Origin of the sequence: Victivallis sp. Marseille-Q1083 (genome assembly GCF_903645315.1) — a bacterium.
In the GTDB taxonomy this organism is placed as follows: domain Bacteria; phylum Verrucomicrobiota; class Lentisphaeria; order Victivallales; family Victivallaceae; genus UMGS1518.
In genome coordinates, this window is record NZ_CAHJXL010000001.1 from 2,374,601 (window position 1) to 2,388,548 (window position 13,948).

The window sequence follows — 13,948 nt, forward strand, 5'->3', positions numbered from 1 at the left end:
GCCAATAAGCTGACCGCCGGCGGATCCATCGGTTTTTCCGGCCTTATCGCGGCCGGAAATTCGGAACGGCCAGCAGCTTACCGCCGCAATTGGCCGATTCGGCCGCCAGAATGGCCGGCGCGGCAGTTTCGACCGCGTCGTAGACATCCATCGGCAGCGGCCGGTTTTCGACGATCGCCCGCAGAAAGGTGTCCACCGGTTTGAAATCGGCGCCGCCGTGGCCGGTGGCCATCTCTTCGGGGGTGGCGCCGAGCGGGGTGGTCGACAACTCCACCGGCCGGTAGTCGCTCTGGCCGGGATCCCATTGCCGGAAACTGTCGCCGGTATGACGCGGCGTGGTCACGGATCGTTTGCTGCCGCGCAATTCATACCAGTGGGCGAAGCAGGCGCCGCGCGAGGGACTCGGCAGCGAAAAACCGGCGCCGACCAGCAGCACGGTGTCCTTGGCGGTGTGCATCAGCGCATATTCGATGTCGCGGGAAGCCAGTTCGCCGGCATAACTCTGCGGCCGCGTTCCCATGCAACTGACCGAGACGACCCGGTCGTCGAGGATTTTCAGCAGCGGACTCAGGGTATGCGGCAGATAGAGAATCGCGTCCGGCCACAGCCGACTGCGCCAGGAGGGCGCAACCCGCCGGCCGGGCGGCCGGGCGTTCCGGCGGATCGTTTCGCCGGTATCGAGATCCAGCCAGTTGTCCCAGACCGGTTCGTAGTGGACGTATTCGCCTTGCGCCAGGCAGACGTGGCCCAGTTCGCCGGCCCGGTTCATGCGGGCATATTCTTCGACGAAGCCCCAGTAGCGGGCCTGTTCCATCAACTGGTACTTTCGGCCGGTCCGTTCTACCGTCTCGACCAGACGTTCACACTCCGCCAGGGTGAAGGCCGCCGGAACTTCGGTGCAGACATGCCAGCCATTTTCCATCGCCCGGCAGGCGAGGTCGATTTGTTCGAACGGATTGCCGGAGAAGAACAAGGCATCCGCCGGCGCTTGCCGCAGCATGTCATCCGGGGTGTCGTGGATGACGGCGTCCGGCAGGTGCAGTTCCCGTTGCGCCGCTTCGGCGATGTGACGGTAATGGTCCGACAGGGCGACGATTTCACACTGCGGATGGTGTTGGAACAGGGCGGCGACCGCTTTGCCGCGGGGGCCGCAGCCGGCCCAGGCGAGTCTGACTTTTTTGGGCATGATTTTTTCCTTCAATGGGTGATGGCTGAGGATTCGATGATCAAAGTGGCGCGGTCGCGGCCGGCCGGCAGCTCCAGGGCCAGATAATCGGCCTTCCAGCGTCTGACCGGTCTGGCTTCGAGCCCGCCGTCGGTCCTGACGCTTCGCAAGCCGGCCTGGACCGGGATGAGCACGGTTACGGCGCCGGCGAGGTTGGACAGATGCCAATTGCCGTCGCCGGTCCGCTCCATGACGATTTGCCGCCGGCGGTCCTGAAAATCGCACCAGTCGTCGCCGTTGTAGACCGGCACCCGGTTTGCGGCCAGTTGCCGCAGGCAGTCGTCCATCAGCGGCTTGCTGTAACGAGTGTAACTGATCGGATGGGAGGAGAAGGACATCGCGGTGTAATGTTCGTCCAGGCTCGCCTGCAGCATCCGGCCGAAATCGGCGGCCAACGGCCTGTGGTCGGCGTGGATGAGTTCTTCCAGCGTCGCGTCGTCGAAAGTCATCGCCGGCTGCTGGTAACAGTCGTGGATGGTTCCGGCGTCGTCGATGAATTTCATCGGCCGGCCGGAACCGCACAGATAGCGGTTCAGCAGTTCGACCGGAATGGAAAGATAGGCGTGCAGCATCCGGAAGCCGGCAGTCTGAAAGAGCGGAACCCAGTCCTGGTATCCCTGCCAGGGGGCGCAGTGGCACTGCAGCGAGGGACTGCAACGGCCGTAACGACGCTTGAAATCGGCGGTTTCGGCGGCGATGACGGCCGGAAAGGCGAAATACCACTCCTCCTCGCCGCTGCGGTGCGGATTGAGATGCGGGGCGAAGGTGTGGCCGCGGCGGCGCAGTTCGGCCACTTGCGCTTCGGTCAACTGGGTGTCGGCCATCAAATTGAACGTAATGCCGCCGCCGTGGGCTTCGACTGCCCGGCCCAGCGCATCGAAATCCTCCCAGCTCGAATCATCGTCGTCGCTGGAAAATACCGCGGCGGAACACTGGTCGGCCCGTTCGTAATACCACAGCCGCGGCAGCGGCAGCGGTGACAGTTCGGTCAGCAAATTGGCGAGAAATTGCGCCTGCAGATCGGCTTGCGGCCGATGGGCCAGCCGCCGGTCGAGAACGTCAACGAACAAATCGGCGCTGTGGGACCACCAGAACCAGCGGCCCAGCGTCGCATAGCCGGCCAGCGCCGGATCACCGAACCGCAGCCGGACGATGGTCTGCGGCAGGTCGTAGAAGAAAACCGCGATCCGTCCGGCGCCGCGCCGCAGGGAGACGACTGCCGGTTCCGGCAGCGGCTGGCGCTCCCGGTCGACGGCCGCGGCCAGAATGCTGCCGTCCGGTGCCGGCGGCCGCGCGTGGCAATTCAGGATGCCGTGGGTCTGCAGCGGCGTGCCGCCGCCGTGGCTGTCGTCGGGCAACTGCAGATAAAAATCGCGCCGAATCTGCCGCAGCGGCTGGAGGCCGAGCGCCAGGCTCAAGCGGTCGGACGGCTGAAAGACGACCAGACCGGCGCCTAGCTCGACCGCCGCCAGCAAAGCGGCGATCTCCGCCTGCCTGAGATAACAGCGGGTCAGAACGATGAGGCTCTGACCGTCGAAGTGCGGCAGCGGCTCCGTGTCGAGGTCGACGGTCCGGAAGGAGTTGAATCCTTCCGCGGCCAGGATCTCGCGGGTGGCGTTGCCGAACGTGTTGACCGTTTGCCCCGAATGGATCAGAAGATAATGTGCATTCATGACTTTCCATCGTTGGGTTGAGATGGCTGCGCCGGAATGGCGGCAGTTCCATTTGTTTTTTCGTCGCAATGACTTCCTTCATAGTATAGCCGGAATCGGCGCGGAAATGAATGAATGTTTTTACTGAAAAGATGAATAAAATTACTGAAATGGAGGTGAAAGCCAAGCGCGGTCCGCAACTTCGACCGTTTATGCAACCGGTGGTGTTCCGGATTTCCCGAACTTGATTTGCTTCCCGGCCGTTTCATATGTATTATAACGTAAGCGGAATGAATATTTTTACTGATGATATGAGCAAGAGCGTCCAGAATACTTTTTACTATCCGGAGATGGCTGACCGCCGGGGCCGGGAGATGCCGCCTTTGAACCTTTTTTTCGAGTTCGCCGACGGTGCCCGGTCGCTGGTGGTTTGCGAACAGACTTCCGGCTGGCGGAGCATGCCGTTCAACCTGATCGGTTTTCAGATGGCGGGACGGCCGGAGGAGCCCGCTTACCGGGTCGAAGTGTCCGGCGAGCGGGACCGGCTGGTACCGGGCGGCGAACTTTTTCTGATACCGGGCGGCACGTTTCACCGCATCACCAACATCGCCGGCCGGCCCTTTTTCTGCGCCTGGCTGCATTTCCGGCTGACGGTGCTGCAATCGCTGGAAATTGCGGATTTGTATCAATTGCCGCCGAAGATCGGCGAGCCGGCCGCCGAACGGCTGCGGCGCATTTTGCTGACGCTGGTCGATACGCCGTCGCCGGGGGATTTGCACGAGGCGGTGCAGTTGCAGCTGCTCGGCGGCGAACTGGCCCGGGAGTTGTTGACGCTGGCCGAGCCGAAGGAGATTTCCGCTTTGTGGCACAGCAACATGTACCGGATGCTGCCGGTGTTCAAGCGGCTTGCCAACGTGGAGAATGGCCGGCCGGCTACCGCCGAACTGGCTGCCGCCGCCAATTTGTCCGCGTCCCGGTTCCTTGCCATTTTCCGTTCGTTGACCGGTACGTCGCCCGGACGGTATTTCGAACAGGGACGCATCCGGCGTTCCTGCATCCTGCTGCGGTCGTCCCGGTTGACGATCAACGAGATTGCCGACCGGCTCGGATATGCCGATGCTTTTCATTTCAGCCGGCATTTCAAAGCGGCGATGGGCGTGAGTCCGTCAGCTTACCGGGCGAAAAACTGGCATTTCTGAGCTGGTTTGTTTTTTTCCGCCTGTCCTGCTGTTCGGCGCTGATTGCGAAGCGATAGAATGGATAACGATTCTCGCCGGCACGCACGTCCAGCGTCCGGATTTTCCGGTCGTGATCGGGATTTTTGAATCGTCCGATGCCGGTCTGCCGAAACTGATTCCATCGTTTTCAAATTGATCGCCGTTCTCCTCTTTGACATGGCCGTCGAGCTTCAGTCAGTTCGCCTTTGGGGTGTGAATCGGGCCGAAGCCATGGGAGTAATCGGTGCCGTGGGGGCAGGGGACCGCATCGGCGCCGTTGGCGACGTCGCCGGACATGGTTGGTGCTGCGGATGAGTTGCGAACCTGCCGGTCCGCGCGGTCGGACTTCCGGAATTACCGTCCGGCAAAGGCGAACAAGCGGCCGGCCAGATCGGCGATATAAATCCGTTGTCCATCGGTCGCCGGGGCCGTCAACACCGGCGAGCCCAGCGGAAATTGCCGGATCACGGACCCGTCAGCCAGATTGATGAGGTAAAATATCCCGTCGTTCGCGCCGAAAACGCCTTGATCGCCGATCGCCAGCAAGCCGCCGTCGATGGTGCGGGCGTGGCGATGGTAAGCCGCCGTGTCCAGCAGGCCGACCTGTTGGGCCTCGAACCGCCAGCGTTGCTTCCCGGTTGTCTTGTCGAAAGCGCAAAGTCCCCGGTCGGTAGTGCCGGCCAGAATCAGCTCCGGCGTAATCACCAGTGGCGCGGCGCTGCGCAAATCCTCGCCGGTGGCAATGCGGCGCGCCTCTTTACCGCTGGAGGGGTCCACCGCCACGATGTCGTTTTCGGATTTGAACCAGATCAGGCCGTCGGCGTAAACCGGCGTGGCGGTCAATATCCGGTCCCGGCCTTCATCATATTTCCACCGCAGTTTGCCGTTCCGGCGGTCGTGCGCAAAAAGACCCGCCCAGTTCGAGCAGCCGATCACCACGTCGCCGGCGACGGTCGGCGCTCCGGTGAATGACTGCGGCGCCGGCCAAGCTTCGTTGCGCCAGATGACGCTGCCGTTCCGGGCGTCGACGGCCCGGAACGACGGGCCGCTGCCGGCATAGATGACGCCGTCGGCACAGACCACGCCGCTGTTAGTCGGATTCAACTGCCACGGCGGGATTTCCCGCCAGACTTCTTTGCCGTCTGCCGCCCGGTAGGCGTACAGTGTCCCGCGGGTGTCGTTCAGATAGATTTTGCCGTCGCCATAGGCCAGCGCGCCTTTGACTGAAGTGCCGATCCTGTTACTCCAGAGTAAGTGACCGGATACCGCGTCATAAGCGTAAAGCCGGGCTTCGGTACCGTTGGAATCGTCGTGGCTGGCGATGAAGACCCGGCCTTCGGCGACCACCGGCGAGCAGCGGGCGAACTCTTCGCCGCTGGCGGCAAACCACTGCAATTGCAGTGTCTGGCAGCGATGGCCGCCGGGCAGGTAACCGTTATGGCCGCAGTCGCCCAGCAGATTGTGCCATTCCCGATTGCCGGCTGGAGCGGCGGTCACGCCGGGCAGCAACGGCGCCCGGCGTTCTTCGACGGTTCCGTCCGAAAATTCTCCGCGCACCGTCACCGTCGCGGCGGCGTCCGGCCGAGCCGGCAGCGCCGGCAGCGCAGCTTGATAGCTCCAGGAATTTACTGGCTTCAAGTCCGTTTCGATACTTTCGCCATCCTCCGTTTGAATGGCCGCGGTCATTTTGACGACCGTTCCGCCCGAATGGTAGGCGGTGGCCAGAATGGCCAACTCATCCGGTTCGCCGGGCCGGACCAGGCCGGGAACGGTGAGTTGCAGATGATGCGACAGACCGCTCCAGACCAGTTGCCCGGTCATCTCGCCGGTCGGCGCGATGGCGATTAAACGAACGCAGTTCGGATCGTATTCGATGCCGCCCTTGTTCGGCGCGTTGGTGCAGAACGCCCGCAGCGGGCTGTTCGAATAATTCCGCGCCATATTGTGGTGGGCGTGGCCGTAGATCGCTCCGGTCAAATGGTACTGTTCCAGATCCACCTGCCTGCCGTCGTGCCCGGCGACGATCATGCTGTCCCGCCAGTCGGGCAGATAGTGGCCGATCAGCACTTTCGGCTGTTCCGGCGGCAATTCCTTCATAAGTCCGTCGAGCCAATCGCCGTAATCGGCCAGGTCGTAGGGCAGCGGCGTTTCTCCGTAGTGGATCGGCGCGGCGATGAAAATGATGCCGCCGCGTTCGAACGAATACCAGAACGGCCCGAGATAATCCTGATAGTTGCGGCCATCGGGCTGCGGCGGCACCAGGTCGTGGTTGCCGACGGTGTAGAATACCTCGCGTCCCATCGTTCCGGCGTTGAACTCCCGGGCATGGACCGCGATGTCGGGAAAACGGCACAGATCGCCGGTCGCCAGATAGAAATCGACGTTTTCCAGTTCGCCGCGCTCTTTTACTTCCGGCAGCCAGTCGAGATTGGGACTCTCCTGGTCGGCCACCTGCAGAATCCGCACGCCGGCGGCGGCGGGAACGCGGGTCAATGCAAAATCGAACGTTTCGCCGGCCAGAAAGCGGTAAAAGCAGCGGACGCGGAATTCGGAGGGAACATGCAGCATTGCGAAGCGCGCGTCCGGCGCCGGTTCCATTGCAAAGGTGCCATCGGCACCGCTGCGGACGAATTGAAAACCGTCGCTCAACAGCAGGTTCGGCAGCGGCAAGTCGCCGGCATCGAAAACACCGTTGGCATTGACATCCTCGAATACCCGGCCGGTAATGGCTCCGGTCGCCCCGGCGCTGCCGAGCAGCAAGCAACTGCCCAGCAGCAACTGCCATTTCTTCATCATGGTCCTCTGTCTTTATTTTGTCGTTATGACGGCGTTGAAGTTTGCAGTGTCGGCAATCGAAGGCGGTTGTCCGGGGCGGACAACCGTCTTATCATGCCGACCGCCTGGTCTATTTGAAGCAGCCGGCCGGAGGCTTCACGGACGATGGCCGTAACGGTACCATTTGTTTTCCGGTTTGTCGAAAATGATCTCATCGTTTTCGAACTGATCGCCGTTTACCCCTTCGACGTGGCCGTCGAGCTTCAGGCAGTTCGCTTTTTTGTTGTGGATCAGGCCGAAGCCCCAGGCGTAGGTATTGCCGCGTTCCGCATGCTCGGTATAGTTGCCGTTGGCGGCTACGCTGCAGAAAATAAATTGGGAACCATCGGCGGCGGCGACATCGCCGAACAGGACGACATCGGACGGATTGGTCGGTTCGGTGCTCTTAATGGCAATCAGATAGCGCGAATGAACATAGTTTATTTTGTACCCGTTTTCGGCGTTCGGATCGCCCCAGATGCTGCCGACCGAATTGGTCGGGCATTGCAGCAGATTGTTCAGCTCGCCGAGGCCTTCTCCGCTGTAAATCTGCTTCCCGCTGTACCACCAGCCCAGGTCGAGGAACCAGTAGCCGGGGCCGGCCGCCCAGCCGTCAGGCAGGGTCCAGTCGTCATTGTCGTTCAAATACAGATTGTAGACGACCCCGGCCTGCTTCAGGTTGTTGGTGCATTTGATCTCCTGGGCTTTGGCTTTCGCTTTGCCGAGCGCCGGCAGCAGCATGCTGGCGAGAATTGCAATAATCGCGATGACGACGAGCAGTTCAATCAATGTGAATTTCCATTTCTTCATTTTTTCTTTTCCTTTCGTTGATGGTTGCGTTTTTTATTTAGAGTTGGAACACTTAATCTTCATTCACGGCTGCGGTGCGCTGCCCAGCGGAAGTTCCGGGTACCGGGCCGGTGGAATCCCGCATGATCAGCTCACCGGCCCGGTAGAAAGCGAGAAAAGCCTGCCGGACTTCTTCCCGGCTCTTCCTGCCTTCCAGAAGATCGAGCAGATTTTCCGCCGCGGTCGTGCCGGTTTCATAGAGCAGATCGTCGGTGGCGGTCAGCGGGATGATGCCCTGGCGGCTCAACGCGCTGTCGGAGGCGACGATGCTGATATGATCGGGGCAGCGCTTGCCGTGGCGCAGCAGATGACGCAGGAAGCCGGTGCAGAACTGATCGTTGGCGATCAATGCCGTCGGCGGTTCGAGCTGATGAAGCCAGCCTTCGGCGAAAATTTCACCGTCGATGAATTCGTCGACCGCGCTGTAAAACGCCAGGCACAACTCGAGGTCGTGGTAGCGTCGGTCCATTTTCAGCGTGCGGAGCGCCTGCTGGTAAACCGTCATCGTATCCTGATAATGATAGGGCACCAACAGTTTGCGGTGTCCCAGCCTGTAGAGATAGGCGATGATCTTGAGTAGCGTCGAATAGCTGTCCGATTTCAGCGACAGCACATCGTCCGGATAGTCGCCGCCGATGATGACGAACGGGGTGCCGGTGTCCTGGATCTTCCGGATCACCGTCAGGTCGGTCGCCCCGGCGGCAATCAGGCCGTCGACATTGCGCTGCCAGATGTTGACCGGGATGATGAAGTTGTTCAGCATGGACAGATCGTAGGTGGTGACCACCAGATGATAGTCGCGGCGTTTGCAGACTTCGGCGATCGCCGACAGGATCGAACTGAAGTAACTGTTGGCCAGGCCGAGCGTCACTTTGCTGGAAATCAGAAAGCCGATCTGGAACGATTTGCGGGTCGACAGCGCCCGGGCCGACCGCTGCGGGACGTAGTGATATTTGTCCACGACGCCCAGCACCCGTTCGCGGGTGGCGCGGCTGATTTGCGGCCGGTTGTTCAACGCAGCGGAAACCGCCGAAATCGAAACGCCGGCCAGTTTCGCGATATCGCCGATCTTCAACGGCCTTTTTTCGTCGATTTCACCTTCGATCATCTTTTCATTGCTCCAGTCATGAAACGGCTGAACTTCCAAGCGGATCCGGAAAGCCAAGACATTCCTTTTTTTTGTTCAATTTTGAGGGTGTTGATGCTAAATCGTTTTAGTGTTATAAGAATATTACCAAAAATTTTTAAAAAAGTCAACCCCCTTGTCAATTTTTTTCCATTTTTTTCCAGCATTTTTTTTTCGCTTGGAAGATTGATTTTTCTAAAACGATTTACTATATTAAGAAATCGCGACTCAAATCGTTTTAGTGCCTCGAGTGCGGACAACCGGCGCTGTCGTTCATGGTGAACGATGGCGTTTCCGGTTTGACTGTCAACGGAAAAACTTTCGTCTTTCTCTTATATAAAGGAATCAGAGGCATGAAACGAAAACTGTGGATTTTGTCGCTTCTTATCTTCTGTTGCTGCTGCTGCAGTTGGGCCGGCGAGGCGTGGACCTTGCGCGGCAGTTTGGACCGGAAAGGTCTGCACCTGGCAAACGGCCTGGAAACGATCTCGCTGGGGTCGCGGGTCATCGCGGTCGATCCGGCCTGGAAACACCGTTTCTTTCTGCAGGACAGTCCGGTGGCGGTGACGACGGTGGAAAACGGTATGGTGATCACTTCGGCCGGGCCGGCCGGAGATGCGGTGCTCGAGGAGTATTCGCTGCAGTTGAATGGCAGCCGGGCGCTGCTGACGCTGCGGATGAGTTTACCCGAAGCGATGCCGACGACGGTCGAATACACCGCGATGCTGCCGGCTCCGGCATTGCTGGCCGGGGCGTCATATCGGGCGGAACTATGGGATGGCCGGCAGGTTTCCGGCGCGATTCCGGAGAAATGGACCGACCGGCATAATCCGGAGACGCTACTGGAAGATATTCGCAAGGTCACTTTTATCAATCGCTACGGTTATGCCAGGATCGTCATTGAAGTGCTCGAAGGCGGCGCGTTGCGTCTGGTCGACCGCCGGGCGATTCCGTTTGAAAATCAAGAATGTTTCTGGCTCGGCGGGGAAATGCCGCTGACGACCGCAGGCCTGGCCAGCCGGATCGCGGTGACTTACGATCGCCCGGAGATCGTTTATGCCGAACCGCAACCGGGCGGCGCGTTGCCGGACGCATTGCCGGGAACGGCGGTGAAAAGGGTGGCCGGGGCGTCGATGCCGCCGTTTCCGTTGTTGCCGCAGCCGAAGGAAATCGTGCCGGGAACGGGGGAATTGCGGCTGCCGGAGGTGATTTCTATGTCAATCACCGGAGCGGCGGAAGCCGACCGCGGCCGGTTGCAGCGGGCGGCGGCGCGACTGTTCGGCCGGGAGACCGGCGCGACGGTAACGGCGGCAGCGGCCGGCGAGGCGCTGCTGAAAATTACGGTTGCCGACGCTCCGGCGCTGCCGGTTTCTCCGGACGGCTATCAACTGGCGATCGACTCCAGCGGCATTGCGATCGATTCCCGCAGCGCCCGCGGCGCGTTTTACGGCTTGCAGACGATTCGCGGGCTGCTGCGCGACGGTGCGATTGCCGTCCGGACCATCCGGGATTATCCGGATCTGGAGTTTCGCGGCATTCATCTGCTGGTCGACGATCACTCGCTGGCGGTACAGGGGGAATTGATCGAGAAAGTCCTGGCGCCGTTGAAGATCAATCATCTGGTGCTTGAGTGCGAGTACGCCGCCTGGGATGCGACGAAGGAACTGCACCGGCCGCAGGCGATCAGCAAGGCGGATTTGCGCGAACTGATCGAGCTGGCCGAGGAGAATTTTATCGAGGTGTCGCCGCTGCTGCAGACGCTCGGTCACTGTGAGTGGCTGTTTGTCGACGGCAAAAATCTGGATATGGCCGAAGATGTTTCGTTCCCGTATGCGTACAACGTCTCCAACCCGGAGGTCTATGAGCTGATGACGGCGATTCTGGACGAAATTCGCGAAATGTTCCCGAACGCCCGCTATCTGCATATCGGCCACGATGAGGTGAATATCTTTCTGAATTTCCCGAAACGGCCGGAAAATATCGCCCGCGGCATGGCGGAAATCGTCTACGACGACGTGATGTTCTATCACCGCTACGCAACCGGGCACGGCTGGCGGCTGATGATGTGGCACGACATGTTTGCCACCCATCAGGAGAATCCGGATATCGCCGGAGCGAGCGATACGCCGGAAAATCTGTCGGCTTTGCGCGACCGGTTGCCGAAGGACATCGTTTTTGCCGTCTGGCGTTACGAGCCGGAAACGGTCTATTTCGCCGATGCGGCGGCGTTGCTGCAGGAAGGCTTCGAGGTGATCGGCTGTCCGTGGAACGCCTATGGCAATATCGAGAACCTGGCCCGGTTCTGCCGGGAACACGGGGCGCTCGGTCTGCTGCAAACCTCGTGGACCGGCTATTTCGGCAATCAAAAATTGTTGGACAGTGAATTTCCGCAGGTTTCCGCCTATGTCCGGGCGGCCACCCGGAGCTGGAACGGCGCCGATGCCGCCAACGGGTATGACGATAATTTGGTGCTCGGCGAATTGCTGCGGCGGGGGGAAGCCCGTCCGTCCGGTCCCGGCGAATGGATCGATCTCGGAGCGGTGGCGAATTTGGAATTGACGGCGGAAGCCAACCCGTTCCTCAATCATCGCCTGTACGGGTTGGAGCAGTTGACGCCCGGGCCGTTCAACGTGGGCGACGGATCATTTGACCTGGCCGGCCGCGATGGTAAATTGATGGCGGTCGCGGTGCGGTCGCGGCTGCATCCGGATTTTCCGGCGGCGGTGTCGCTGCCGTTGAATCGCCGGGGCAAAGCGCTCTATTTTTTACAGTGGAGCATCGCTTGCGGCCAGAAAACGTTGACCGGGGTCGGCCGTTGGCTGGTGCGCTACCGGGATGGCGCCGAAGTGGAAATTCCGCTGCTGTACGGCAAGACGATTTATGATCCGCTCGCTCCGTTCAACTACCGTTTTTCCGGTTCCAACTGCCGGGAGCTGGGGGAAGGGCGGCTGTGGTTTACCCGCTGGGACAATCCGTATCCGGAAAAGGAGATCGCTTCGCTGACGCTGCAGAGCGGCCCGGCGGAATATCCGGTCTGTCTGTTGGCTTTGAGCCTGGAACAGTGAGCGGAAACATGGCCGGGTCGGGTCTAGTTGGATAAAAATCAAGTATATTTTGAAAAAAAATTGAACCGCTTTGATTGGTTGGAAATGGTGGATTCCAACTGCTGATTTCTCGTGGAAGAGTAAATTTGCATAAAATCTTATTTTGAGCTTGTAAAACGTAAATATTTCAAAAAAATCTATTTCCACCGCCGAGGTGTATTGACTTTTTTATTTTTTTTTGCTATACTTACATCAAACGATAAATATGAATTAATAGAAGCGCTTCGATTTTAAAAAGTATATGGAAAATAAACGTTTCAACATCGGTGATATCGCCAAACTGGCCGGCGTTTCGTTGTCGACCGTTTCGGGTGTCATCAATAACCGGCCGAACGTCAAGCCGGCGACTCGGGACCGTATCCTGCAGGTGATCAAAGAGTGCAACTATGTTCCGCAGAGTTCGGCCCGGGCGCTTGCCGGCAAACGTTCGAAACGGCTCTGTTTTCTGGTTTCCAGCAATGTTACGCTCGGCATGGCCAACGTTTACTTCAGCACCATCCTTTCCGGCGTCAACGCGGTCTGCCAGGCCGGCGGTTACCAGGTCGTCGTCGGCACTTATGATTTGAGCAACATTTCCCGTTTCATCCTGCCGCCGGATCTGGCGTCGAACAGCAGCGACGGGCTGATTCTAGCCGGGTTGACCGACATCGCGGTCATCCGGGAAATCCAGAAGACCGGCATTCCTTTCATTATCATCAACGGCGATTATCCGGACCCGGATATATTGACTTTGAACAGCCATGAGTCAATTTCCCTGACCAATATGCTGCTTCATCTGCTCAAGCTCGGACATCGCCGTATCATCATTCCGCATACCGCTGCCTACAGCTTTCAAGCCTACCAGCGGGTGCTCGCCGCCTTGCAGCGGCTGGACAACTATCTGGATACCGAATTGATTCCCTGGCAGCATGAACTGGATGAATTCGCGGCCGGGCGACTGTTGGCCAACGAGTGGCTGCTGCAGCGGCAGCAGTTTACCGGCCTGATTGCCAACGATCAATTTGCCATCGCCTTCCTGCACGAATTTCTCCAGCTTGGCGGCCGCTGCCCGGCCGATGTCAGCATCGTCGCCACTGAAAACTATTTTCTGCAATATTGCCAGGTTCCGCTGACCGCCCTTGATGAGCGGGTTTTTGAAGTTGGCTGCCATGCCGCTACCCATCTGCTGGACCTGCTGGAAGGCAAACGATCCTTCGAAGAAGTTCGGCATGAGATTGCCACTAAACCGATCATTACTAAGTTGATCGTCCGCGAATCGACTGCACCGCGATTTAAGGAGTGAATTCTCCTCTTTGGTCAACTAAAGAGGAATAGAAATGAAAAAAACTGTAATGAAAGAACAACCGGAGAAAGGCATTGCAGATTTCCTGCATCAATAACTTGAAAACTCTTAATTTGGGACATATTCTATATGCCAACGATTACGATGACATGGTTCCGGCCGGATATTCCGGAGGCCGTTTTTGGCCGACTGCTTTAGAGTATGCCGGAGTGCTCATGGCGCCGCCAGAATTCGGTGAGAAAAGTGATTGGGTCTGTCCGGCCAATGTTCATGTTCCATCTTCTTCAAGTTGGTTTTCCAGTTATGCCCGTATTCGGAATACGCCGCATTAATCCGCTGGCGATTAATCTGGCCTTTTGGGATGGCCATGCCGCATTGACTGGACGTAACGATATTTGTAAGGAAACCACCGATGATGGCAATGCCGTCTGCAATTTTAAACTGTGATTGTTTCGTTGAAAACAGAATTATCCCTGCTTCTTTGCTGAAGCAGGGTTGCTCATTCATAATGACGAGGAAATCGAATGCGCTATTTTTTGCTTATGGCTGTATTGCTTGGGGGGATTGTTGCTCAGGCTTCTGCCCCGGTTGATCAATTAATCCCGTTACCGCAGCAGGTGGGCGACACCTGGCGGCGCCTGAGTGGTTCCTGGCAGTTTGAGTATGATGCTGACATCCC

10 protein-coding genes are annotated in these 13,948 nt (G+C 58.8%); 3 read left to right on the plus strand and 7 right to left on the minus strand.

The window, feature by feature from the left end; all coding sequences use genetic code 11:
• Nucleotides 1-43: 43 nt before the first annotated feature.
• Both HWX74_RS09745 and HWX74_RS09750 read right to left on the minus strand, forming a co-directional pair.
• On the minus strand, nt 44-1,186 hold the full coding sequence (locus HWX74_RS09745; protein WP_176013353.1) for a Gfo/Idh/MocA family protein: 1,143 nt from the start codon (nt 1,184-1,186) through the stop codon (nt 44-46).
• Between the two features lie 11 nt (nt 1,187-1,197).
• Nucleotides 1,198-2,898 (minus strand): hypothetical protein, encoded by a 1,701-nt coding sequence (locus HWX74_RS09750; RefSeq protein ID WP_176013354.1) that lies wholly within the window; start codon nt 2,896-2,898, stop codon nt 1,198-1,200.
• Between the two features lie 269 nt (nt 2,899-3,167).
• On the opposite strand from HWX74_RS09750, the gene HWX74_RS09755 reads away from it, so the two are divergent.
• Complete coding sequence (locus tag HWX74_RS09755) at nt 3,168-4,076, plus strand: helix-turn-helix domain-containing protein (RefSeq protein WP_176013355.1); 909 nt, start codon at nt 3,168-3,170, stop codon at nt 4,074-4,076.
• 372 nt (nt 4,077-4,448) lie between these two features.
• Here the strand turns inward: HWX74_RS09755 and HWX74_RS09760 are convergent, their stop codons facing one another.
• The 4 genes from HWX74_RS09760 to HWX74_RS09775 all read right to left on the minus strand — a co-directional run bounded on the left by HWX74_RS09760 (nt 4,449) and on the right by HWX74_RS09775 (nt 9,050).
• A complete protein-coding gene (locus HWX74_RS09760) occupies nt 4,449-6,890 on the minus strand; it encodes a PQQ-binding-like beta-propeller repeat protein (RefSeq protein ID WP_176013356.1) in 2,442 nt (813 codons plus the stop codon).
• A gap of 135 nt (nt 6,891-7,025) precedes the next feature.
• Nucleotides 7,026-7,718, minus strand: a complete 693-nt coding sequence (locus HWX74_RS09765) for a type II secretion system protein (protein WP_176013357.1) — start codon at nt 7,716-7,718, stop codon at nt 7,026-7,028.
• A gap of 52 nt (nt 7,719-7,770) precedes the next feature.
• The gene (locus HWX74_RS09770) at nt 7,771-8,865 is read right to left on the minus strand and encodes a LacI family DNA-binding transcriptional regulator (RefSeq protein ID WP_176013358.1); all 1,095 of its coding nucleotides are present in this window, start codon (nt 8,863-8,865) and stop codon (nt 7,771-7,773) included.
• Nucleotides 8,862-9,050, minus strand: coding sequence for a hypothetical protein (locus HWX74_RS09775; protein ID WP_176013359.1), 189 nt, complete (start codon nt 9,048-9,050; stop codon nt 8,862-8,864). Before HWX74_RS09775 ends, HWX74_RS09770 begins: the two co-directional genes overlap by 4 nt.
• Nucleotides 9,051-9,236: 186 nt before the next feature.
• Here HWX74_RS09775 and HWX74_RS09780 point away from each other — a divergent pair, with 186 nt between their 5' ends.
• Both HWX74_RS09780 and HWX74_RS09785 read left to right on the plus strand, forming a co-directional pair.
• Entirely contained in the window at nt 9,237-11,948 is a 2,712-nt protein-coding gene (locus tag HWX74_RS09780) for a glycoside hydrolase family 20 zincin-like fold domain-containing protein (RefSeq protein ID WP_176013360.1), read from the plus strand.
• Between the two features lie 280 nt (nt 11,949-12,228).
• Complete coding sequence (locus tag HWX74_RS09785) at nt 12,229-13,269, plus strand: LacI family DNA-binding transcriptional regulator (RefSeq protein ID WP_176013361.1); 1,041 nt, start codon at nt 12,229-12,231, stop codon at nt 13,267-13,269.
• A gap of 213 nt (nt 13,270-13,482) precedes the next feature.
• On the opposite strand, the gene HWX74_RS09790 is transcribed toward HWX74_RS09785, so the two are convergent.
• Nucleotides 13,483-13,776, minus strand: coding sequence for a hypothetical protein (locus tag HWX74_RS09790; protein WP_176013362.1), 294 nt, complete (start codon nt 13,774-13,776; stop codon nt 13,483-13,485).
• Nucleotides 13,777-13,948 lie beyond the last annotated feature (172 nt).

Excerpts from the sequence above, each read along its gene's own strand:
- HWX74_RS09745 (WP_176013353.1), bottom strand. The coding sequence starts at position 1,186 with ATGCCCAAAAAAGTCAGACTCGCCTGGGCCGGCTGCGGCCCCCGCGGC.
- HWX74_RS09785 (WP_176013361.1), top strand. The coding sequence starts at position 12,229 with ATGGAAAATAAACGTTTCAACATCGGTGATATCGCCAAACTGGCCGGC.
- HWX74_RS09770 (WP_176013358.1), bottom strand. The coding sequence starts at position 8,865 with ATGATCGAAGGTGAAATCGACGAAAAAAGGCCGTTGAAGATCGGCGAT.
- HWX74_RS09775 (WP_176013359.1), bottom strand. The coding sequence starts at position 9,050 with ATGCTGGAAAAAAATGGAAAAAAATTGACAAGGGGGTTGACTTTTTTA.
- HWX74_RS09750 (WP_176013354.1), bottom strand. The coding sequence starts at position 2,898 with ATGAATGCACATTATCTTCTGATCCATTCGGGGCAAACGGTCAACACG.
- HWX74_RS09765 (WP_176013357.1), bottom strand. The coding sequence starts at position 7,718 with ATGAAGAAATGGAAATTCACATTGATTGAACTGCTCGTCGTCATCGCG.
- HWX74_RS09760 (WP_176013356.1), bottom strand. The coding sequence starts at position 6,890 with ATGATGAAGAAATGGCAGTTGCTGCTGGGCAGTTGCTTGCTGCTCGGC.
- HWX74_RS09780 (WP_176013360.1), top strand. The coding sequence starts at position 9,237 with ATGAAACGAAAACTGTGGATTTTGTCGCTTCTTATCTTCTGTTGCTGC.
- HWX74_RS09790 (WP_176013362.1), bottom strand. The coding sequence starts at position 13,776 with ATGAATGAGCAACCCTGCTTCAGCAAAGAAGCAGGGATAATTCTGTTT.
- HWX74_RS09755 (WP_176013355.1), top strand. The coding sequence starts at position 3,168 with ATGAATATTTTTACTGATGATATGAGCAAGAGCGTCCAGAATACTTTT.